Genomic DNA, 17,773 nt, shown 5'->3' with positions numbered 1-17,773 from the left:
CGGGCGGGCCGGCGCACGATGCCTTAACGCCCGCATTCCGCGAAAGTCGCACCGTCGCGATACCGCCCGGATACCGACGCGAGACCGACGTGCCGTTTTGGCGAGTCGCGGCCTCCTTAACCCTTGGCGCGCGGCTTGCCTTTGCCCTGCGCGCCGGCCGGGACTACATTACCCCCATGCGTCTCGTTCTCGCCCTTCTGGCCCTGTTGCCCCTGGCCGCACTGGCCTCCGACCGTCCCGCCCCGGGCCTGATGTGGAACCGCACGGGCCTGCCCCTGGTCTTTCCCCTGCAAGTAAAAACCGCGTCCGGCGCGGATTTTGTCGTCACCCTCACAAACATGGAGACCGATGAGCCGGCCCTTGCCGCCTACATCCGCGGCGGCACGTTCTTTCGCGTGCTCGTGCCCCCCGGCACCTTCCGGCTCCGCTTCGATTACGGCACCGCCTGGGACAGCGAAGAAGAGCAGTTCGCAGGCCAGCGGAGCTTTCGCCTGACGAAGCCGCTCACCTTCGAAACCCGTGGTATCGGTCGCAAGGCGGGGCACCTGGTCGACCTGACGGACATGAACCTGGGCCAGGACACCGCCCTTGCGCCACAGGTGCGCGAACAGGTCTACTGCCAGGTGTCCCGCACCGAGATCACGCCGAATTGCCCCTTGGGCGACGACACCTGCGAACCGCGTGACAAATCAGACGGTTACACCTCGCCCTACGGCATCGCTCCGCGCTACGACTACGCCCGCGAAAGCTATACGCGCCTCTGTGACTGACGTCATCGGTCACTCCGGGTCGGGCGCCGTCTCGGCCTTGTTCTGATCCTCGCGCCCCGTCAGCGCAGGCGTGAAGATGCAGATGAACCGCAGATTCGTCTCCGCCCGCACGATATGCGGATCGTTCTGGTCCAGCACGTACATCACGCCAGGCTCCAGCGGCCAGATCTCGCCCGTGGTCTCGTTCTCCACCTCGCCTTTGCCCTCAATGCAGTAATTGACCTCGATGTGCTCCTTGTATTCCAGGAGCTGCACCGTCCCGGCCTTCACGATCGTGTCGTGAAACGAATAACCCAGGTCGTCGCGGGCCAGCAAAAGCCGCCTGCTTTCAAAGGTCTCGCCCTTGGCGTGGTCCTCTGTACCAATCACGTCTTCCAACGTTTTAACGAACATCCTTTGTCTCCTCAAAAGGGTCAGGCTTGATTTCGAACCCGCCGCGATATCTCATCTGAATATGAAACGCGCCCTGCTGACAACGTTAACCGTACTGGCCTCTGCGCTGCCGGTGGCGCCGCGTGCCGTGGCGCAGGAGTGCAGCCGCGACGCGATGCTGGTTTTCGACGGCTCGGCCTCCATGGCCGAGCTCGGCTTCGACCAGACCGCCCCCACCCGGATCGAGGACGCCCGCACCGCCCTGCGCCGCGCCCTGCCGGAGATCGCGCCGGTGCGTCGCGTGGGCCTCTTGACCTACGGCCCCGGCCCCGAAGGCTCCTGCGACGGCATCAACCTCAAGTTTCCCCCCGTCGCGGACGCCGCCCAACCCATCATCGACGCCATCGACCTGATGGACCCGATCGGCCTCACCCCCCTGACAGAGGCCGTGGCCGAGGCCGCCCGCGTGCTGAACCACACCACCACACCGGGCATCATCGTGCTGGTCACCGACGGCAACGAGACCTGCGGCGGCCGTCCCTGTGCTTTGGGGGCCGACCTCGCCGCCACCTCCGCCAATCTCACGGTCCATGTGATCGGCTTCCGCGTGGTGGCCGACCCTTTCGCCTGGGACAGCCCCGAGGCCGGGATCTACACCGACGGCTCCTCCATCGCCCGTTGCATCTCGGACCAGACAGGCGGCATGTACGTGGCGACCGACACGGTGGACGAGTTGACCGAGGCGCTGCGCCAGACGCTGGGCTGTGCGCTGATCGGCTAGCACGGACCGCAGCGTTAACAGTTCCGCAAACCCGCTGGTGTTTCAATCTCCCGGAAAAGCGTAGTCGGGTCCGCCCCCCTGACCGCGCTTTCGGAAACTTCAAAAGTTTCCGCTCCGTTTTCTTTTCAAGAAAACGGTTCCGCGCAGCAAGGCGCAAAAAACGACACCCGTTAACCTTTGCCCAACAAAGGTTAACAGCGCCAAAACGAAAACACCCCGGCCATCTCTGACCGGGGCGTCAATTCCGTAGGGTGGGGTTACACCCCACCGGGTTCGTAGGGTGGGTGAAAACCCACCGGGGCCTCAGCCCTTCTCTTCAACGATCTCCACGAGGTGCGGGATCTTGTTGATCATGCCGCGGACCGACGGCGTGTCTTCCAGCTCGCGGGTCTTGTGCATCTTGTTCAGGCCCAGGCCGATCAGCGTCTTGCGCTGGATCTCGGGGCGGCGGATGGGGCTTCCCACCTGCTTGACGACGATGGTCTTTGCCATGGTTTACGCCTCCTCTGCGACGTGGGACGACTCGGCCGGGGCCTCGTCACGCTTGGGCAGAATGTCGGCGACCTTCTTGCCGCGACGCTGCGCGACCATGCGCGGGCTGCTTTCCTTTTGCAGGCCGTTCAGGGTGGCGCGGATCATGTTGTAGGGGTTCTGCGAGCCCGTGGACTTCGCAACAACGTCCTGCACGCCCAGCATCTCGAACACGGCCCGCATCGGACCACCGGCGATGATACCGGTACCGGTGGGCGCGGTACGCATGACGACCTTGCCGGCGCCCCAGCGGCCTTCCATGTCGTGGTGCAGCGTGCGGCCTTCGCGCAGCGGCACGCGGATCATCTGGCGCTTGGCCTGCTCGGTGGCCTTGCGGATGGCCTCGGGGACCTCCTTGGCCTTGCCCTTGCCGAACCCGACGCGGCCCTTCTGGTCGCCCACGACGACCAGCGCGGCAAAGCCGAAGCGCTTACCACCCTTCACGGTTTTCGAAACACGGTTGATCGCAACCAGGCGATCGGCGAATTCCGGGGTTTCGTCGCGGTCGCGACCCCCACGGCGGTTGTCATCTCTTGCCATACGCGGCGTCCTTTCTGCGGGCATCTGCCCTTTGATTTTCCCAATCCAAGTCCGCCAACCGGCGTCCGGATCATCGAGGCGGATCACCCGCCTGCAACGTCAGGGTGGGTCGAAGCCCCACCCTACGCAGGTCGCGTAGGGTGGGATTTCATCCCACCTAGATCTTCAGGCCACCCTCGCGGGCGGCATCGGCCAGCGCCTTGATCCGGCCGTGGTAGAGGAACCCACCACGGTCGAACTGCGCCTCGGTCACGCCTGCCTTCTTGGCGCGTTCCGCGATGGTCGCGCCGATCTTGGCCGCCGCTTCCAACGTGTTCTTGCCGACAAAGCCCAGATCCTTTTCCAGGGTCGAGGCCGAGGCCAGTGTCGTGCCGTTCACGTCGTCGATCAGCTGCACGCTCATGTTCTTGGACGAACGGTGCACCGAAAGACGGGGACGGCCGGCATTGACCTTGCGAAGTTTGCTCCGGACGCGCATACGGCGTTTCTGGAACAGTTGTCTCTTGCTGTTTGCCATTTTCTCGCGTCCTTACTTCTTCTTGCCTTCCTTCTGGAAGATGTACTCGTCCTTGTAACGGATGCCCTTGCCCTTGTAGGGCTCAGGGCGCCGCCAGTCGCGGATATTGGCCGCGACCTGTCCGACGAGCTGCTTGTCATGGCCTTCCACGATCAGTTCCGTGGGCTTGGGCGCCGTGACAGTCACACCTTCCGGAACCTGAAAATCGACGTCGTGGCTCAGGCCCAGGTTCAGCTTCAGGATGTTGCCCTGCACCTGGGCACGATAGCCCACGCCGCGGATCTCGAGCTCTTGCTTGAAGGGCTCGCGCGAGCCGTGCACGAGGTTCGCCACGATGGTGCGGGTCATGCCCCACTGCTGACGCGCGCGCTTGGACTTGCCGCGCGGCGTCACGGTGATGGCGCCGTCGCCCACTTCGATCGACACGTCGTCGGTCGCGGTGAAGCTCTTGGTCGCCTTGGGGCCTTTGACCTCGATGGTCTGGCCCGACACGCTGGCGGTGACGCCATCGGGCAGGGCCACGGGTTGTTTACCGATACGAGACATTACAGGGGCCTCCTTAGAATACCGTGCAAAGCACTTCGCCGCCAACGTTCTGGCTGCGCGCGTTCGCGTCCGACATCACACCCTTGGAGGTGGAGACAATCGACACGCCCAGGCCCTGACGGACGCTGGGGATGTCATTGACGCCCATGTAAACCCGGCGGCCGGGCTTGGAGACCCGCTTCATCTCGCGGATCACGGGGGCGCCTTCGAAATACTTCAGGCTCACTTCGATGGCCGGGTGGCCACGCTCGTCCTTGGTGTCCTCAAACCCGCGGATGTAGCCTTCGTCGGCCAGCACTTCCAGAACGCGCACGCGCATCTTGGAGGCGGGGACCATGACGGTGGATTTGCCACGCATGCCCGCGTTCCGCAGGCGGGTGAGCATATCGCCGATAGGATCGTTCATCTCATATCCCTCCTTACCAGCTCGACTTGACCATACCGGGCAGCTGACCGCTCGAACCAAGGTCGCGCAGGGCGATCCGGCTGATCTTCAGCTTGCGGTAATAGGCATGCGGCCGGCCGGTCAGCTGGCAGCGGTTATGAAGGCGGGTGGCCGAGCTGTTGCGCGGCAGTTGCGCCAGTTTCAGGGAGGCCCGGAAGCGTTCTTCCATCGGCTTTTCCTGGTCGTTGATGATCGCTTTCAAAGACGCCCGCTTGGCAGCGTATTGCTTCACCAGGCGCTGACGCTTCTTCTCGCGTTCGATCATTGCTTTCTTAGCCATGTTTCAAATTCCTCGCGATTAGCTGGTGAAAGGCATGTTGAAATGCTTCAACAGCGCCTTGGCTTCAGCGTCGGTCGGCGCCGTGGTTGCGATGATGACGTCGATCCCCCAGACTTCGTCGACCTTGTCGAAGTTGATTTCGGGGAAAACGATGTGCTCCTTGATGCCCATGGCATAGTTGCCGCGGCCATCGAACGACTTGCCCGACACACCGCGGAAGTCGCGGATCCGCGGCATGGCCACGGTGATCAGACGGTCAAGGAATTCGTACATGCGGTTGCCGCGCAGGGTCACCTTGGCGCCCAGCGGCATGCCTTCACGAACACGGAAGCCGGCGATAGAGTTCTTGGCCGACGTGATCACGGCATGCTGGCCGGCGATGGTGGACAGGTCTTCCTGGGCCGACTTGGCCTTCTTGGAATCCTTCACCGCCTCGGCACCGCAGCCGATGTTCAGGACGATCTTGTCCAGGCGCGGGATCTGCATGTCGTTGGTATAGCCGAACTCTTCCTTCAGCGCCGCCTTGATCGTGTCGCGGAACTGTTGGCGCAGACGCGGGGTGTAATTTTCAGTATCAAGCATCGATCACGTCCCCCGTGGTCTTGGCGTAACGCACCTTCTTGTCGCCTTCCATCTTGAAGCCGACGCGGGTGGGTTTGCCGTTGGCGTCGACAAAGGCCAGGTTGCTAATGTCGATCGGCAGCGCCTTGGGCAAGCGTCCGCCCTGGCTTTGCTGGCTCTGGCGGGTGTGGCGGATGGCCATGTTCACACCGTCGACCACGGCCTTGCCGGCCTTGGGATCGACAGACGTGATCGTGCCTTCCTTGCCCTTGTCCTTGCCGGACAGGACGACGACCTTGTCGCCTTTTTTCAGTTTGGCAGCCATGTCACAGCACCTCCGGGGCGAGCGAGATGATCTTCATGAAGTTCTTCGCGCGAAGTTCACGAACCACCGGCCCGAAGATACGCGTACCCACCGGCTCACCTGCGTTGTTCAGGATCACGGCAGCGTTGCGGTCAAAGCGGATGGCGGTGCCGTCTTCACGGCGGATCTCTTTGGCGGTGCGCACGACGACGGCCTTGCGGACGTCACCTTTCTTCACGCGGCCGCGCGGGATGGCTTCCTTCACCGAGACGACGATGATGTCGCCCACGGACGCATATTTGCGCTTGGAACCACCCAGGACCTTGATGCACTGCACCCGGCGTGCGCCGGAGTTGTCAGCAACATCCAGATTGGTCTGCATCTGGATCATTAGGTTTCTCCCGACCTAAGGGGTCAGCCTTTCCGGCGTGTTGGCCCCATGGTTTCGATCAAACCGAAAGGTTCTTTGGCCTAGGCCTCAAGAACCTCCCAGCGTTTCGTTTTCGATTTCGGCGCGCATTCGATGATGCGAACTTGGTCGCCGACCTTGAAAGCGTTCTTTTCATCGTGAGCCCGGTATTTCTTGGACTTACGAATGGTCTTCTGCAGCACCGGGTGCTTGAAGCGACGCTCGACCGAAACGGTGACGGTCTGGGCGTTTGCGTCGGAGGTCACGACGCCTTGCAGGATACGCTTGGGCATTCGAGGCTCTCCTTATTCAGCAGCCGAGGCGGCTTTTTCGTTCAGCACGGTCTTGATCCGCGCCACGTCGCGACGGACCGACTTGATCCGCGCAGGGTTTTCCAGCGACCCGGTCGCTGCCTGAAAGCGCAGGTTGAACTGCTCTTTCTTCAGGTTGGACAGCTCCTCGCGAAGCTGGTCCGGCGTCTTGTCACGCAATTCGGTGGCGTTCATGGCCATCGTCCCTTCTCAAAACACCGGCCGGCCCCTGCTCGATGGCTCAGGGTCACACGGTTTCCCCGGTGGATGAATTTCAAAAACGAATCCCCGCGAAACGCGGGGACCCCTTGGATTGGGGCCGTATAAGGGAGGTGCGGGTTCAGGGCAAGGGAAAGTTTGGGGAAATTGCGTTAGCCGATCTCAACGCCTGTCATCGCGCACCAACATGACGCCGTCCCCGAACAAAAGCGGCTGCCAGCCGCCGTCCCACAGGCGAAAGCACAATGTCCGCACCCGGTCCAGTTCGGGCCGGAACATCGCGCCGGTCACCCAGTCACGCAGCTCGAACTGGTTCCCACAGCTAGCGTAAAGCGGCTCGCCCAGGAACAGTTCCGCGGCCACGCGCGGCAGCATCTCATCGGAAAGCGGATCGAACAGCGACCGCTCAAAGAGCCACCCAATATTGGACGTCTTGCGCCATGTATCGCTCGCCTGAAACTCCGAGAGATCCATAACCACGACCTCGCCCCAGTTCACCACCTCGTTCGGCTCGCAGGCCTCGGCGGCACGGCCAAGCTCGACCAGAAGGTCCCGCGCGGCCGGCTCGTCCAATGTTTCACGCGCGCCGCTCATGTAATGCTCGAACCGGCGGTGCATCTCGGCCCCCTCGGGCAGCAGGGCAAAACAGCGCGCTCGCGTTTCGACCGACGCTTGCGAGAAACCGAAGGTCAGGCGAACGTCCGCACACAGGTCTTCGGGCAACACATCGTCCCGGTCGAACTCCCTGGTCGCCAGCAGCGCGGCGTCCCGATCGAAAGCGTCGTGCCATGCGACCTGCCATGCCTTCAGTTGTGCATTGATCCAGTCGTTTTGTGCGGCAAGAACGTCCTTGTTTTCTTCCCAGCTCATGGGCGCCGCCACCGCGCGGTCGACCCCGCCCGCGCCGGGCCGACGTAATGATCATCCAGCATCGCACGTGTCCCTTTACCAAGCGTTTCCGACCGGCATGAAAGTGACACCATAACACCCCCTACACAAGGCACCGCAACACCAAGGTCTATCTTGCCAGACCCCGCTCCGCCCGCGTCAGATAAGCATCGGGTGCGCTCAATCAGCACCCGACGAAAGAGGAGGAGAACCCCATGTCCAGCCCGTATTCCGGCGGCTGCGATCACGTCAAGGTGACCGCCAGCGCCGAACCGATCGACAATCACGAGTGCCACTGCAACGTCTGCAAGAACGTCACCGGCCAGCACACGACCCACGTGGCCTTCTTCAACCATGACGACCTCAAGGCCGAGGGCGGATCGATGAACCGCCAGCCCTTCAATGCCGACAATCCCGACGGCCCGCTCGAGCTCTGCACCTGCGCCGATTGCGGCGCCGCGCTGATGCTGGACGACAAGCAGAAACGTATCCGCGTGGCCGTGCCCAACGTCATGGGCTATGACGACGCCGCGTTCCCCGATGCGACGTATCACGCGTTCTGGGACGAAAGCAAAGGTTACGCCAAGCCCGATGACGGCCGCCCGGTGTATGAGGGCCTGCGCCCCGACTTCAGCTGGCCCCAGCCTGCCGCCTGACGCTCTGGCCCCGTCGGAAAAACCGGCGGGGCACAGCATGGGTCATGATGAAACAGTCAATTTCCCGCATTTCTTCTGCCCGCAGGGAAGAACCTGCTATCCAATAGGCGTATAGTTGAGTTGCCGGGGGGCGCGCTTCAATGTTGACCATAGCACTTCTTTCACTCCTGGGTATTGGCGCGACCGCCTTCCTGATCGATGAATTCGTCGACGACGACAGTGACTCCGGCACAGCGACCGAAGAGGACACGCCCGACATCGCCGACCCGGAAGAAGAAGACCCGGGCACGCCGGATCCGGGCGACCAGCCCGAGGATATCCTGACCGAAGCCGGCTTCACCGTCGAGGAAGAACCACGCGGTGACTTGCGGCCCTTCATAAACCTGATCGGCACCGAAGGCGACGACACGATCAAAGATGTGCATGTCGATGCGGCCGCGGAAACCGGCACGGGCGTGCTGCAGGTTCTGGCCGGTGACGGCGACGACCTTGCCCAGCTGGATCAGGATGGCCTGCTGATCCAGGGCGAGGACGGTAACGACACCATCAACCACGAAGGCGAATACGGCTACATTCTGGGCGGCGCCGGTGACGACGTGTTGAGCGGCGTGAACAGCTATAACCTCATCGGTGGCGCTGGCGATGACGACATCACGGTGCAGCGCACCCCGGTGGACAATACCAGTATCGTTGAGGGCGGCAATGGCGACGATACGATAACCCATATCAGCGACATCGAATATTACAGCGAAGGCGGCGGCGCGTTCCTGAGAGGCGGCGACGGCGCGGACTCCTTCACGTTGGACTTCAACGGGCCGACCGGCGAGTCCCCGGGCTTTGGCGGCGCTCCCTTCGAGGATACGGACGAAGTCGTCCGCATGGACGACTTCGATCCCGCCGAGGACGAACTGGTCCTGGACCTGACGGATATCGACCCCGGCACGGTCATCCGCGGCGTCGAGACCGAAGACGCCCCCGACAGCAGCGAAACGCAACTCAAGATCCTGCTGAACAAGGACGGCGAGGATTTCGAGCGCAGCATCGCCCTCGGATCCGCCGCCGTCGGCACCGACGTTTTGTCATACGTAACGGTGCTGCTGCCCCCCGAACCGGTGGTCTGACCGCTCAGCCCCAGGCGTAGTTGAAGCTTACGCTGATCCGTTCGTCCTCGGACATGTTCATCGGCACCTCGTGCCGCAGCCAGCTTTCCCACAGCAGCACGTCGCCCACCGCGGGCGTGGCATAGATGAAGGTCCGCAATTCTTCCCGCGCGTCCTTCTTGCGCCCCGGCGCCGCCATCATCCGGGCCGAGCGCGGGTCCTCCAGCTTCAGCGCGCTGGCGCCATCCGGCATCGCCACGTAGGTCGTGCCGGAAATCACCGAATGCGGATGCAGATGCGATGAATGCGTGCCGCCTTCGGGCAGGATGTTGATCCAGATATCCTCCAGCTTCAGCTCCCGCCCGTCCAGGTCGAACTCCAGGTCTTCGGCAAAAGCCGCCACATGCGCATCCAGCGATTTGACGAGGTCCGCGAATATCGGAAACCGCCACGGCAGGTCGGTCAGCGAGGCATAGGAGGTATAGCCCGGATACCCGTTTTCCTCGCACCACTCCTGCCCCGCCTCGTCATCCTCGGCGATGGCGTAACAGGACGCCTCCATCTCGTCAGAGTCGATCTTGGGGCCATGCTCCGACAGGGCAGCACGGTAAAGGCGGGTCACGAAGAGGGATTTGATATCAGCCATGCCCCGCGTCTTACCGCGCGATGGGCCGAAGGCAAGGATTTCTTCATGCCTGTGCCGCATAACGCCCCTTGGACCAGAAGGGGGCAAGCATGATCCGAACCATCGCGGCGTCCGGCCTCTGCGTCGGCCTGGCCCTTGCCGGCCCCGTTACGGCGGACCCGGCCACCGGCAGCCTCTTCGCCGCGCGTCAGCCGCTTTTCTCGATGCAGTCGAGACCCCGTGACGCCGTGTCCTCCGCCAGCCTCTTCGTGGGCAGGGCCGAGGGCGGACTATTCGCCGCCCTGCCCGGCCGCCTCGATGCGCCTCTGCGCCACGGCGGCACCAAGGCCGCCCGACTGCGCGACCTGATCGCCCGGGCCGAGGCCGGACGCGCGGGCTATGACGCCGTCCAGCATGGCGCGCGGGTGAAACCACCCCGCCGCCCCACCGATATGACCCTTCAGGAGATCTACGACTGGATCGAGGCCACCCCCGGCCAGCCCCACGCCATCGGGCGCTACCAGTTCATCCCGCCCACGCTGCGCCACTCCGCCGCGCGCCTCGACCTGCCCGCCAACACCCGGTTCAGCCCTGCGGTGCAGGACCGACTTGCCGACCTGTTGCTGGGCGACGCAGGCCTGATGAAGGTCAAGGCGGGCGAAATGAGCGTGGACACATTCATGCTGAACCTCGCCAGAATCTGGGCCGGCCTGCCGATCCCCTCGGGCCGCAGCTATTACCACGGGGTCGCCGGCAACAAGGCAACGATGACGTATGAGGCCTACGCGCGGCAGGTGCGGGGCATCCTGGGCGGCTGACATCGCATCGCTCCACCCGTCCCGGGCTTGCCCCGGGACCTCCCGTAGGGTGGGTGAAAACCCACGCGCACCGGAGCAAAGAAAAACCCCCGCCGAATTCTCGACGGGGGTTCTTTTTTCTTCACCGGCGTCATTCGCGAGCGAATGACGTTACCAATCCTCACGTACGACGACGCGGGTCTTGACCGGCAGTTTCATCGCCGCGAGGCGCAGGGCCTCCATGGCAACCGCCTCGCCGACGCCGTCGATCTCGAACATCACGCGGCCGGGCTTGACCTTGCAGGCCCAGAAATCGACCGAGCCCTTACCTTTACCCATCCGAACTTCGACGGGCTTAGAGGTCACGGGCGTGTCCGGGAAAATCCGGATCCAGACGCGGCCCTGACGCTTCATGTGACGCGTCATGGCACGACGTGCCGCTTCGATCTGACGGGCGGTCACGCGCTCGGGCGTGGTCGCTTTCAGGCCGTAAGTGCCAAAGTTCAGATCAGAGCCGCCCTTGGCCTCGCCCTTGATCCGGCCTTTGAACATCTTGCGGAATTTAGTGCGCTTTGGTTGAAGCATTTCTCATCCCTCCTCAGCGGCGGCCGCCACCAGCACCACGAGGTGCCGGGCCGTCCTGAAGTTCCTGCGCCTTGCGATCCCGGGCTGCCGGATCATGTTCCATGATCTCGCCCTTGAAGATCCAGACCTTGATGCCGATGATCCCGTAGGGCGTGCTGGCCTCGATATTGGCGTAATCGATGTCGGCACGCAGCGTGTGCAGCGGAACCCGGCCCTCGCGGTACCATTCGGTCCGTGCGATCTCGGCACCGCCCAGGCGGCCCGCGACGTTGACCCGGATACCCAGGGCCCCCATGCGCATGGCGTTCTGCACGGCACGTTTCATCGCGCGGCGGAACGACACACGACGCTCAAGCTGCTGGGCGATGCTTTCCCCCACCAGGGCCGCGTCCAGTTCCGGCTTGCGAACCTCGACGATGTTGAGGTGCAGTTCGCTGTCGGTCATTGCCGCCAGCTTCTTGCGCAGGGTCTCGATATCGGCGCCTTTCTTGCCGATGATCACGCCGGGGCGCGCGGTATGCACCGTGACGCGGCACTTCTTGTGCGGACGCTCGATGATCACGCGGCTGATGCCGGCCTGCTTGCACTCTTTCTTGATGAAATCACGGATCGCGATGTCTTCCAGCAGAAGATCACCGTAATCCTTCGTGTCGGCGTACCAGCGGCTGTCCCAGGTGCGGTTCACCTGCAGGCGCATGCCGATCGGATTGACTTTGTTACCCATTAGGCTTGCTCCTCGACTTCACGCACCTTGATGGTGATTTCTGAGAACGGCTTCATGATCCGGCCAAACCGGCCACGGGCACGCGGACGGCCGCGTTTCATCACGAGGTTCTTGCCCACATAGGCCTCTGCCACGATCAGATCGTCGACATCGAGGTTGTGGTTGTTCTCGGCGTTGGCCACGGCGGACTGAAGGCATTTCTTCACGTCCTGCGCGATCCGCTTCTTCGAGAAGGTCAGATCGTTCAGCGCCTTGTCCACCTTCTTGCCACGGATCAACGCGGCCACCAGGTTGAGTTTCTGCGGGCTGGTGCGAAGCATGCGCAGTTTTGCCATCGCTTCGTTGTCAGCCACGCGGCGGGGGTTCTTTTCCTTGCCCATGACTTACTTCCGCTTCGCTTTTTTGTCGGCGGCGTGCCCGTAATAGGTACGGGTCGGCGCGTATTCACCGAATTTCTGACCGATCATATCTTCCGACACGTTGACGGGGATATGCTTGTGACCATTGTACACGCCAAACGTCAGGCCCACGAACTGGGGCAGGATCGTCGAACGGCGCGACCAGATCTTGATGACTTCGTTGCGCCCCGACTCGCGCGATGCTTCGGCTTTTTTCAGCACGTAGGCATCGACGAAGGGGCCTTTCCATACAGAGCGGCTCATGTGTTAACGGCCCTTCTTCCTGGCGTGACGCGAGCGGATAATCAGCTTCTGCGACGCCTTGTTCTTGTTACGGGTGCGCGCACCCTTCGTCGGCTTGCCCCAGGGCGTCACCGGGTGACGACCACCCGAGGTCCGGCCCTCGCCACCACCATGGGGGTGATCGATCGGGTTCATGACCACGCCGCGCACCGACGGGCGAATGCCCTTGTGACGCATCCGGCCGGCCTTGCCGTAGTTCTGGTTGCTGTTGTCGGGGTTGCTGACGGCACCCACGGTCGCCATGCACTCCTGACGCACCATGCGCAGCTCGCCCGAGGACAGGCGGATCTGGGCATAACCACCGTCGCGACCCACAAACTGGGCGTAGGTGCCGGCAGCACGTGCGATCTGGCCGCCCTTGCCGGGTTTCAGCTCGATGTTGTGAACGATCGTGCCGATCGGCATACCCTGAAACGGCATCGCGTTGCCGGGCTTGATGTCGGCCTTGGGCGAGGCGATGACGCTGTCGCCCACGGCCAGGCGCTGCGGCGCCAGGATGTAGGCTTGCTCGCCATCTTCGTATTTGATCAGCGCGATAAAGGCCGTCCGGTTCGGGTCGTATTCGATCCGCTCGACGGTTGCGGCCACGTCGATCTTGTTGCGTTTGAAATCAACGATCCGGTAAAGGCGTTTGGCGCCACCCCCGCGACGACGCGAGGTAATCCGCCCGGTGTTGTTCCGGCCGCCCGATTTCGTCAGACCCTCGGTGAGGGCTTTGACGGGACGTCCTTTCCACAGCTCCGAACGGTCGATCAGCACCAGCCCGCGCTGGCCCGGCGTCGTCGGCTTGTACGACTTGAGTGCCATGCTTTCTGTCTTCCGTTTAGCAAACGGCGAAACCGGAATGTCCAGTTCCGCCTATGTAGGGTGGGTAAAAACCCACCATGGTTATAGGCCCCCTTAGGTGCCCGGTTCAGGTACGGTCTGGGCCTCGTTTCCACGAGATCCCGGATCAGGTCCGGGACGGCGCCCGCGCCGCAACGGCAAAGCCCCGGACGAATCCGGGGCCTTGCGGATGGGGTCGTTTACGAAAGACCACCCTTGGGGTCAAGCCTTTCTCCCAAAGAAAAACCCCGGCCACGCCTGCGCCCGGGGTTCACGATTTTCAAAGGCCGGCGGAAATACCGCCTGAGCGCCTTATGCCAGCGCGATGTTGACGGCGCTTTCGCGTCCGTCACGGCCGGATTCCAGGTCATAGGTGACCTTCTGATCGTCGGCCAGGCCGGTCAGGCCCGAACGCTCGACGGCCGAGATGTGAACGAAAACGTCCTTGCCGCCCGATTCCGGTGCGATAAAGCCGTAGCCTTTGGTGGTGTTGAACCATTTCACGGTGCCGTTGGCCATTTTCCCGTGTCTCCTTTAGATGTTGCTGCCCGCAGTATGCGGCAGCTTGGCGGCGTCATGACAAGATCGAAAGCCAGTCGCCGTAAAGGAGAAAGGGTCGATAGGTAGTAACGTGCACCGCCCATATGGGCGTTCAGGTGATTCCCGTCAATGAAAATTAGCGGGGGCTCCCTCCCAGCCGTTGATTTCGGGCGACAAAATGCCGGGGCGCGCCAAAAGAAAAACCCCCGCCGATCTCTCGACGGGGGTCTCAATCTCGTAGGGTGGGGTTTCACCCCACCACGCCTCAAAGGCCGGTCGTCACGTCGATCGTGTTGCCCTCTTCAAGCGTCACGTAGGCTTTCTTGACGTCCTTGCGGCGGCCCATGATGCCACGGAACCGCTTCTGCTTGCCCTTGGTGATGGACGTGTTGACCGCTTTCACCTTCACACCGAAGAGCGCCTCGACGGCCTCCTTGATCTGGGGTTTCGCGGCGTCCATGGCCACCTCGAAGACAACGGCGTTCGCTTCCGACGCCATCGTGGCCTTCTCGGTGATCACCGGCTTGCGGATCACATCGTAATGTTCTGCTTTCGCGCTCATTTCAACCGAGCCTCCAGTGCTTCGACACCCGCCTTGGTCAGCACGAGCGTGTCGCGCTTGAGGATGTCGTATACGTTCGCGCCCATGCTGGGCAGCACGTCCAGACCGTCGATGTTGGCCGCGGCGCGGGCAAAGCCCTCGTTCACCTCGGCGCCGTCGATGATCAGCGCGCGCTTCCAGCCCAAGTCCTTGACCTGCTTGGCCAGTTCCTTGGTCTTGGCGGCACCTTCGGCGGCCTCGATCACGACCAGTTCACCCGCCTTGGCCTTGGCCGACAGCGCGTGCTTCAGGCCCAGCTGGCGCACCTTCTTGGGCAGGTCATGCGCGTGGCTGCGCGGGACCGGACCCTTGTAGATGCCGCCCTTGCGGAAGATCGGCGCGCCGCGGTCGCCGTGACGTGCGCCACCGGTGCCCTTTTGGCGGTAGATCTTCTTGGTCGAATAGCTGACCTCGGACCGGGTTTTCACCTTGTGGGTGCCCTGCTGCGCCTTGTTGCGCTGCCAGCGGACGACACGGTGCAGGATGTCGGCACGCGGATCGAGATCGAAGATCTCGCCCGAGAGCTCGACCGAACCGGCCTTGCCGCCGTCGAGTTTGATCACGTCGAGTTTCATTCCTCACCGTCCTTCTTCTCTTCGCCGGCATCATCGGACTTTTCAGCCTCGATTTCGGCTTCGGCCTCTTTCAGCGCGGCAGCTTCCTGGGCGGCCTGCTCTTCGGCCAGGCGCTGTGCTTCGGCCTCGGCCTCTGCGGCTGCGGCGGCTGCGGCTTCTTCCGCGGCTTTCTCCGCTTCGGCGGCGGCCGACTTCAGAGCGGCGGGCAGAATGGCGCTCTCGGGGAACGGCTTCTTGACCGCATCTTTGATCGTCACCCAGCCACCCTTGGAGCCGGGAACCGCGCCCTTGACCATGATCAGGCCACGGTCGGCGTCGGTTTTCACCACTTGCAGGTTCTGCGTCGTCACGCGGGCGGCGCCCATGTGACCGGCCATCTTCTTGCCCTTGAACACCTTGCCGGGGTCCTGACACTGGCCGGTGGAGCCGTGCGAGCGGTGGCTGATCGACACACCATGGCTGGCCCGCAGACCGCCGAAGTTGTGCCGTTTCATCGCACCGGCAAAGCCCTTACCGATCGAGGTGCCGGAAACGTCCACGAACTGACCTTCGAAATAGTGGTTCGCGGTGATTTCCTCGCCCACGTCGATCATGTTCTCGGGCGCCACGCGGAATTCCGCGACCTTGCGCTTGGGTTCCACCTTGGCGACGGCGAAATGGCCACGCATGGCTTTCGACGTGCGTTTCGCCTTGGCGGTCCCTGCGCCCAGCTGAACAGCGGCATAGCCGTGCTCTTCGGGCGTGCGTTGGGCGACGACCTGCAGTTTGTCCAGTTGAAGAACGGTCACAGGGATCTGCTTGCCGTCTTCCATGAAAAGCCGGGTCATGCCGACTTTCTTTGCGATTACACCAGAGCGCAACATATCCTGCCCTCCTTAAACCGAGATTTGCACGTCCACGCCGGCAGCCAGGTCGAGCTTCATCAGCGCGTCGACGGTCTGGGGCGTGGGATCAACGATGTCCAAGAGACGCTTGTGCGTCCGGATCTCGAACTGATCGCGCGATTTCTTGTTCACGTGGGGGCCACGCAGAACGGTGAACTTCTCGATCTTGTTCGGCAGCGGGATGGGCCCGCGCACGTCTGCGCCGGTCCGCTTGGCGGTGTTCACGATCTCCTGCGTGCTGGCGTCCAGCACGCGATAATCGAACGCCTTCAGGCGGATACGGATGTTTTGGCTAGCTACGGCCATTTTTATTATCCCTAACAGGGTTCCAGCGGAGAGGAAGAGAAGCGGAATTGCCGCCCTTCATCGCGCCCAAAGTGGGGCCGGGTGCCGACCGCAGTCAGCACCCGGAAATTCTGGATCACCCCGGACCGCGGCCCGGGATGACGCGCCGCGTCAGATCACTCGAGGATCTTGGACACAACGCCGGCGCCGACGGTGCGGCCGCCTTCGCGGATGGCGAAACGCAGGCCGTCTTCCATCGCGATCGGCGCGATCAGCTCGACCTCGAACTTCAGGTTGTCGCCCGGCATCACCATCTCGGTGCCCGACGGCAGCGTCACCGTGCCCGTCACGTCCGTCGTGCGGAAGTAGAACTGCGGACGGTAGTTGGCGAAGAACGGCGTGTGACGGCCACCCTCTTCCTTGGTCAGGATATACGCCTCGGCCTCGAACTTGGTGTGCGGGTTCACAGACCCCGGCTTGCACAGCACCTGGCCACGCTCCACACCGTCACGCTCGATACCGCGCAGCAGCAGACCCACGTTATCGCCGGCCTCGCCCTGATCCAGAAGCTTGCGGAACATCTCGACGCCCGTGCAGGTCGTCTTCTTGTTCTTGTTCAGGCCCACGATCTCCATCTCTTCGCCGACCTTGATCAGGCCACGCTCGATCCGGCCGGTGGCAACCGTGCCGCGGCCCGAGATCGAGAACACGTCCTCGACCGGCATCAGGAACGGCTGGTCCACGGCGCGCTCCGGCGTCGGGATGTAGTCGTCCACCGCCGCCATCAGCTCGCGGATCTTGTTCTCGCCGATCTCCGGGTCACGCCCTTCCATCGCCGCAAGCGCCGAGCCCGCGACGATCGGAATGTCGTCGCCGGGGAACTCGTACGAGCTCAGGAGCTCGCGCACTTCCATCTCCACCAGTTCCAGCAGTTCCTCGTCGTCGACCTGATCGACCTTGTTGAGGAACACCACCAGCGCGGGCACGCCCACCTGGCGCGCCAGCAGGATGTGCTCGCGGGTCTGCGGCATCGGGCCGTCGGCGGCGTTCACCACCAGGATCGCGCCGTCCATCTGCGCCGCACCCGTGATCATGTTCTTCACGTAGTCGGCGTGGCCGGGGCAGTCGACGTGAGCGTAGTGACGGTTCTCGGTCTCGTATTCCACGTGCGCGGTCGAGATCGTGATCCCGCGCGCTTTCTCTTCCGGTGCGCCGTCGATCTGGTCATACGCGCGGAAGTCACCGAAATACTTCGTGATCGCCGCCGTCAGCGTCGTCTTGCCGTGGTCAACGTGACCAACGGTCCCGATGTTCACGTGCGGTTTCGAACGGTCAAACTTTTCCTTTGCCATGGGTTTGGCTCCTCTTTTTCTTGTCGGATGGTGGGGTGAAACCCCACCC

30 protein-coding genes are annotated in these 17,773 nt (G+C 62.9%); 5 read left to right on the top strand and 25 right to left on the bottom strand.

Translation table 11 applies throughout. The annotated features are described in order from the left end of the window. Nucleotides 1-176: 176 nt before the first annotated feature. Nucleotides 177-770: a hypothetical protein gene (locus tag FIU85_RS15690; protein ID WP_172978899.1), complete on the top strand. Its 594-nt coding sequence runs from the start codon at nt 177-179 to the stop codon at nt 768-770. A 9-nt stretch (nt 771-779) separates the two neighbouring features. Here FIU85_RS15690 and FIU85_RS15685 read toward each other — a convergent pair whose 3' ends face one another. After that, the gene (locus FIU85_RS15685) at nt 780-1,163 is read right to left on the bottom strand and encodes an ectoine synthase (RefSeq protein WP_152493543.1); all 384 of its coding nucleotides are present in this window, start codon (nt 1,161-1,163) and stop codon (nt 780-782) included. A 61-nt stretch (nt 1,164-1,224) separates the two neighbouring features. On the opposite strand from FIU85_RS15685, the gene FIU85_RS15680 reads away from it, so the two are divergent. Further along, nucleotides 1,225-1,923 carry a VWA domain-containing protein gene (locus FIU85_RS15680; RefSeq protein WP_254702922.1) on the top strand — a complete coding sequence of 233 codons (699 nt, stop codon included), beginning with the start codon at nt 1,225-1,227 and terminating at the stop codon, nt 1,921-1,923. Nucleotides 1,924-2,226: 303 nt separating this feature from the next. On the opposite strand, the gene rpmD is transcribed toward FIU85_RS15680, so the two are convergent. The 12 genes from rpmD to FIU85_RS15620 all read right to left on the bottom strand — a co-directional run bounded on the left by rpmD (nt 2,227) and on the right by FIU85_RS15620 (nt 7,456). After that, nucleotides 2,227-2,415 (bottom strand): 50S ribosomal protein L30, encoded by a 189-nt coding sequence (gene rpmD, locus FIU85_RS15675; protein WP_152493544.1) that lies wholly within the window; start codon nt 2,413-2,415, stop codon nt 2,227-2,229. Nucleotides 2,416-2,418: 3 nt separating this feature from the next. After that, nucleotides 2,419-2,994 carry a 30S ribosomal protein S5 gene (rpsE, locus tag FIU85_RS15670; protein WP_057795007.1) on the bottom strand — a complete coding sequence of 192 codons (576 nt, stop codon included), beginning with the start codon at nt 2,992-2,994 and terminating at the stop codon, nt 2,419-2,421. 157 nt (nt 2,995-3,151) lie between these two features. Continuing rightward, entirely contained in the window at nt 3,152-3,511 is a 360-nt protein-coding gene (gene rplR / locus FIU85_RS15665) for a 50S ribosomal protein L18 (protein ID WP_057795005.1), read from the bottom strand. Nucleotides 3,512-3,523: 12 nt separating this feature from the next. Next, nucleotides 3,524-4,057 (bottom strand): 50S ribosomal protein L6, encoded by a 534-nt coding sequence (gene rplF, locus FIU85_RS15660; protein WP_152493545.1) that lies wholly within the window; start codon nt 4,055-4,057, stop codon nt 3,524-3,526. Nucleotides 4,058-4,070: 13 nt separating this feature from the next. After that, a complete protein-coding gene (rpsH, locus tag FIU85_RS15655) occupies nt 4,071-4,463 on the bottom strand; it encodes a 30S ribosomal protein S8 (protein WP_057794998.1) in 393 nt (130 codons plus the stop codon). Between the two features lie 13 nt (nt 4,464-4,476). Further along, nucleotides 4,477-4,782, bottom strand: coding sequence for a 30S ribosomal protein S14 (gene rpsN / locus FIU85_RS15650; protein WP_152493547.1), 306 nt, complete (start codon nt 4,780-4,782; stop codon nt 4,477-4,479). A gap of 18 nt (nt 4,783-4,800) precedes the next feature. After that, a complete protein-coding gene (gene rplE / locus FIU85_RS15645; protein ID WP_152493548.1) occupies nt 4,801-5,364 on the bottom strand; it encodes a 50S ribosomal protein L5 in 564 nt (187 codons plus the stop codon). Then, nucleotides 5,357-5,668: a 50S ribosomal protein L24 gene (gene rplX / locus FIU85_RS15640; RefSeq protein ID WP_057794992.1), complete on the bottom strand. Its 312-nt coding sequence runs from the start codon at nt 5,666-5,668 to the stop codon at nt 5,357-5,359. Before rplX ends, rplE begins: the two co-directional genes overlap by 8 nt. A gap of 1 nt (nt 5,669) precedes the next feature. Then, nucleotides 5,670-6,038, bottom strand: coding sequence for a 50S ribosomal protein L14 (gene rplN, locus FIU85_RS15635; protein ID WP_103762146.1), 369 nt, complete (start codon nt 6,036-6,038; stop codon nt 5,670-5,672). An 80-nt stretch (nt 6,039-6,118) separates the two neighbouring features. Beyond that, nucleotides 6,119-6,349, bottom strand: coding sequence for a 30S ribosomal protein S17 (gene rpsQ, locus FIU85_RS15630; RefSeq protein WP_152493549.1), 231 nt, complete (start codon nt 6,347-6,349; stop codon nt 6,119-6,121). Between the two features lie 12 nt (nt 6,350-6,361). After that, the gene (gene rpmC, locus FIU85_RS15625; protein ID WP_152497552.1) at nt 6,362-6,562 is read right to left on the bottom strand and encodes a 50S ribosomal protein L29; all 201 of its coding nucleotides are present in this window, start codon (nt 6,560-6,562) and stop codon (nt 6,362-6,364) included. 186 nt (nt 6,563-6,748) lie between these two features. Next, nucleotides 6,749-7,456, bottom strand: a complete 708-nt coding sequence (locus FIU85_RS15620) for a hypothetical protein (RefSeq protein ID WP_152493551.1) — start codon at nt 7,454-7,456, stop codon at nt 6,749-6,751. A gap of 233 nt (nt 7,457-7,689) precedes the next feature. On the opposite strand from FIU85_RS15620, the gene FIU85_RS15615 reads away from it, so the two are divergent. Further along, nucleotides 7,690-8,130, top strand: coding sequence for a GFA family protein (locus FIU85_RS15615; protein ID WP_152493552.1), 441 nt, complete (start codon nt 7,690-7,692; stop codon nt 8,128-8,130). A 140-nt stretch (nt 8,131-8,270) separates the two neighbouring features. Further along, entirely contained in the window at nt 8,271-9,251 is a 981-nt protein-coding gene (locus FIU85_RS15610) for a calcium-binding protein (protein ID WP_152497551.1), read from the top strand. A gap of 4 nt (nt 9,252-9,255) precedes the next feature. On the opposite strand, the gene FIU85_RS15605 is transcribed toward FIU85_RS15610, so the two are convergent. Continuing rightward, a complete protein-coding gene (locus FIU85_RS15605; protein WP_152493554.1) occupies nt 9,256-9,876 on the bottom strand; it encodes a 2OG-Fe(II) oxygenase family protein in 621 nt (206 codons plus the stop codon). Nucleotides 9,877-9,965: 89 nt separating this feature from the next. Between FIU85_RS15605 and FIU85_RS15600 the strand changes: the two genes are divergently transcribed. Then, a complete protein-coding gene (locus FIU85_RS15600; RefSeq protein WP_152497550.1) occupies nt 9,966-10,673 on the top strand; it encodes a hypothetical protein in 708 nt (235 codons plus the stop codon). Between the two features lie 150 nt (nt 10,674-10,823). Here FIU85_RS15600 and rplP read toward each other — a convergent pair whose 3' ends face one another. From rplP to tuf, 11 genes are all read right to left on the bottom strand, one after another. Next, nucleotides 10,824-11,237 carry a 50S ribosomal protein L16 gene (rplP, locus tag FIU85_RS15595; protein ID WP_103762141.1) on the bottom strand — a complete coding sequence of 138 codons (414 nt, stop codon included), beginning with the start codon at nt 11,235-11,237 and terminating at the stop codon, nt 10,824-10,826. Nucleotides 11,238-11,250: 13 nt separating this feature from the next. Next, nucleotides 11,251-11,961, bottom strand: coding sequence for a 30S ribosomal protein S3 (rpsC, locus tag FIU85_RS15590; RefSeq protein ID WP_103762140.1), 711 nt, complete (start codon nt 11,959-11,961; stop codon nt 11,251-11,253). Then, the gene (gene rplV / locus FIU85_RS15585) at nt 11,961-12,341 is read right to left on the bottom strand and encodes a 50S ribosomal protein L22 (RefSeq protein WP_152493556.1); all 381 of its coding nucleotides are present in this window, start codon (nt 12,339-12,341) and stop codon (nt 11,961-11,963) included. Before rplV ends, rpsC begins: the two co-directional genes overlap by 1 nt. 3 nt (nt 12,342-12,344) lie before the next feature. Then, nucleotides 12,345-12,623 (bottom strand): 30S ribosomal protein S19, encoded by a 279-nt coding sequence (gene rpsS, locus FIU85_RS15580; protein WP_057794973.1) that lies wholly within the window; start codon nt 12,621-12,623, stop codon nt 12,345-12,347. A gap of 3 nt (nt 12,624-12,626) precedes the next feature. Then, the gene (gene rplB / locus FIU85_RS15575) at nt 12,627-13,469 is read right to left on the bottom strand and encodes a 50S ribosomal protein L2 (RefSeq protein WP_152497549.1); all 843 of its coding nucleotides are present in this window, start codon (nt 13,467-13,469) and stop codon (nt 12,627-12,629) included. Between the two features lie 330 nt (nt 13,470-13,799). After that, nucleotides 13,800-14,006, bottom strand: a complete 207-nt coding sequence (locus FIU85_RS15570; RefSeq protein WP_057794967.1) for a cold-shock protein — start codon at nt 14,004-14,006, stop codon at nt 13,800-13,802. A gap of 286 nt (nt 14,007-14,292) precedes the next feature. After that, nucleotides 14,293-14,589 carry a 50S ribosomal protein L23 gene (locus FIU85_RS15565; protein ID WP_103762137.1) on the bottom strand — a complete coding sequence of 99 codons (297 nt, stop codon included), beginning with the start codon at nt 14,587-14,589 and terminating at the stop codon, nt 14,293-14,295. Beyond that, nucleotides 14,586-15,203 (bottom strand): 50S ribosomal protein L4, encoded by a 618-nt coding sequence (gene rplD / locus FIU85_RS15560; protein WP_152473794.1) that lies wholly within the window; start codon nt 15,201-15,203, stop codon nt 14,586-14,588. Before rplD ends, FIU85_RS15565 begins: the two co-directional genes overlap by 4 nt. Continuing rightward, nucleotides 15,200-16,066 carry a 50S ribosomal protein L3 gene (gene rplC / locus FIU85_RS15555; protein ID WP_152497548.1) on the bottom strand — a complete coding sequence of 289 codons (867 nt, stop codon included), beginning with the start codon at nt 16,064-16,066 and terminating at the stop codon, nt 15,200-15,202. Before rplC ends, rplD begins: the two co-directional genes overlap by 4 nt. 12 nt (nt 16,067-16,078) lie before the next feature. Further along, on the bottom strand, nt 16,079-16,393 hold the full coding sequence (gene rpsJ, locus FIU85_RS15550) for a 30S ribosomal protein S10 (protein ID WP_103762134.1): 315 nt from the start codon (nt 16,391-16,393) through the stop codon (nt 16,079-16,081). Nucleotides 16,394-16,548: 155 nt separating this feature from the next. Next, the gene (gene tuf / locus FIU85_RS15545; protein WP_152497547.1) at nt 16,549-17,724 is read right to left on the bottom strand and encodes an elongation factor Tu; all 1,176 of its coding nucleotides are present in this window, start codon (nt 17,722-17,724) and stop codon (nt 16,549-16,551) included. Between the last annotated feature and the right edge of the window lie 49 nt (nt 17,725-17,773).

Origin of the sequence: Roseovarius sp. THAF8, assembly GCF_009363735.1 — a bacterium.
Lineage (GTDB): Bacteria > Pseudomonadota > Alphaproteobacteria > Rhodobacterales > Rhodobacteraceae > Roseovarius.
Note: the sequence above shows the minus strand (reverse complement) of the source record. Positions and strands in the feature narration are given on the sequence as shown.

What these genes read in the sequence shown, in the direction of transcription:
- rpmD (WP_152493544.1), bottom strand. Translation starts at nt 2,415, where the DNA reads ATGGCAAAGACCATCGTCGTCAAGCAGGTGGGAAGCCCCATCCGCCGC.
- FIU85_RS15620 (WP_152493551.1), bottom strand. Translation starts at nt 7,456, where the DNA reads ATGAGCTGGGAAGAAAACAAGGACGTTCTTGCCGCACAAAACGACTGG.
- rplR (WP_057795005.1), bottom strand. Translation starts at nt 3,511, where the DNA reads ATGGCAAACAGCAAGAGACAACTGTTCCAGAAACGCCGTATGCGCGTC.
- rpsC (WP_103762140.1), bottom strand. Translation starts at nt 11,961, where the DNA reads ATGGGTAACAAAGTCAATCCGATCGGCATGCGCCTGCAGGTGAACCGC.
- rpsH (WP_057794998.1), bottom strand. Translation starts at nt 4,463, where the DNA reads ATGAACGATCCTATCGGCGATATGCTCACCCGCCTGCGGAACGCGGGC.
- rplN (WP_103762146.1), bottom strand. Translation starts at nt 6,038, where the DNA reads ATGATCCAGATGCAGACCAATCTGGATGTTGCTGACAACTCCGGCGCA.
- rpsE (WP_057795007.1), bottom strand. Translation starts at nt 2,994, where the DNA reads ATGGCAAGAGATGACAACCGCCGTGGGGGTCGCGACCGCGACGAAACC.
- FIU85_RS15605 (WP_152493554.1), bottom strand. Translation starts at nt 9,876, where the DNA reads ATGGCTGATATCAAATCCCTCTTCGTGACCCGCCTTTACCGTGCTGCC.
- rplF (WP_152493545.1), bottom strand. Translation starts at nt 4,057, where the DNA reads ATGTCTCGTATCGGTAAACAACCCGTGGCCCTGCCCGATGGCGTCACC.
- rplX (WP_057794992.1), bottom strand. Translation starts at nt 5,668, where the DNA reads ATGGCTGCCAAACTGAAAAAAGGCGACAAGGTCGTCGTCCTGTCCGGC.
- rpsQ (WP_152493549.1), bottom strand. Translation starts at nt 6,349, where the DNA reads ATGCCCAAGCGTATCCTGCAAGGCGTCGTGACCTCCGACGCAAACGCC.
- rplD (WP_152473794.1), bottom strand. Translation starts at nt 15,203, where the DNA reads ATGAAACTCGACGTGATCAAACTCGACGGCGGCAAGGCCGGTTCGGTC.
- rpsS (WP_057794973.1), bottom strand. Translation starts at nt 12,623, where the DNA reads ATGAGCCGCTCTGTATGGAAAGGCCCCTTCGTCGATGCCTACGTGCTG.
- FIU85_RS15680 (WP_254702922.1), top strand. Translation starts at nt 1,225, where the DNA reads ATGAAACGCGCCCTGCTGACAACGTTAACCGTACTGGCCTCTGCGCTG.
- FIU85_RS15615 (WP_152493552.1), top strand. Translation starts at nt 7,690, where the DNA reads ATGTCCAGCCCGTATTCCGGCGGCTGCGATCACGTCAAGGTGACCGCC.
- FIU85_RS15600 (WP_152497550.1), top strand. Translation starts at nt 9,966, where the DNA reads ATGATCCGAACCATCGCGGCGTCCGGCCTCTGCGTCGGCCTGGCCCTT.
- FIU85_RS15610 (WP_152497551.1), top strand. Translation starts at nt 8,271, where the DNA reads ATGTTGACCATAGCACTTCTTTCACTCCTGGGTATTGGCGCGACCGCC.
- tuf (WP_152497547.1), bottom strand. Translation starts at nt 17,724, where the DNA reads ATGGCAAAGGAAAAGTTTGACCGTTCGAAACCGCACGTGAACATCGGG.
- rpmC (WP_152497552.1), bottom strand. Translation starts at nt 6,562, where the DNA reads ATGAACGCCACCGAATTGCGTGACAAGACGCCGGACCAGCTTCGCGAG.
- rpsJ (WP_103762134.1), bottom strand. Translation starts at nt 16,393, where the DNA reads ATGGCCGTAGCTAGCCAAAACATCCGTATCCGCCTGAAGGCGTTCGAT.
- rplV (WP_152493556.1), bottom strand. Translation starts at nt 12,341, where the DNA reads ATGGGCAAGGAAAAGAACCCCCGCCGCGTGGCTGACAACGAAGCGATG.
- rpsN (WP_152493547.1), bottom strand. Translation starts at nt 4,782, where the DNA reads ATGGCTAAGAAAGCAATGATCGAACGCGAGAAGAAGCGTCAGCGCCTG.
- FIU85_RS15565 (WP_103762137.1), bottom strand. Translation starts at nt 14,589, where the DNA reads ATGAGCGCGAAAGCAGAACATTACGATGTGATCCGCAAGCCGGTGATC.
- FIU85_RS15570 (WP_057794967.1), bottom strand. Translation starts at nt 14,006, where the DNA reads ATGGCCAACGGCACCGTGAAATGGTTCAACACCACCAAAGGCTACGGC.
- FIU85_RS15690 (WP_172978899.1), top strand. Translation starts at nt 177, where the DNA reads ATGCGTCTCGTTCTCGCCCTTCTGGCCCTGTTGCCCCTGGCCGCACTG.
- rplB (WP_152497549.1), bottom strand. Translation starts at nt 13,469, where the DNA reads ATGGCACTCAAGTCGTACAAGCCGACGACGCCGGGCCAGCGCGGGCTG.
- rplE (WP_152493548.1), bottom strand. Translation starts at nt 5,364, where the DNA reads ATGCTTGATACTGAAAATTACACCCCGCGTCTGCGCCAACAGTTCCGC.
- FIU85_RS15685 (WP_152493543.1), bottom strand. Translation starts at nt 1,163, where the DNA reads ATGTTCGTTAAAACGTTGGAAGACGTGATTGGTACAGAGGACCACGCC.
- rplP (WP_103762141.1), bottom strand. Translation starts at nt 11,237, where the DNA reads ATGCTTCAACCAAAGCGCACTAAATTCCGCAAGATGTTCAAAGGCCGG.
- rplC (WP_152497548.1), bottom strand. Translation starts at nt 16,066, where the DNA reads ATGTTGCGCTCTGGTGTAATCGCAAAGAAAGTCGGCATGACCCGGCTT.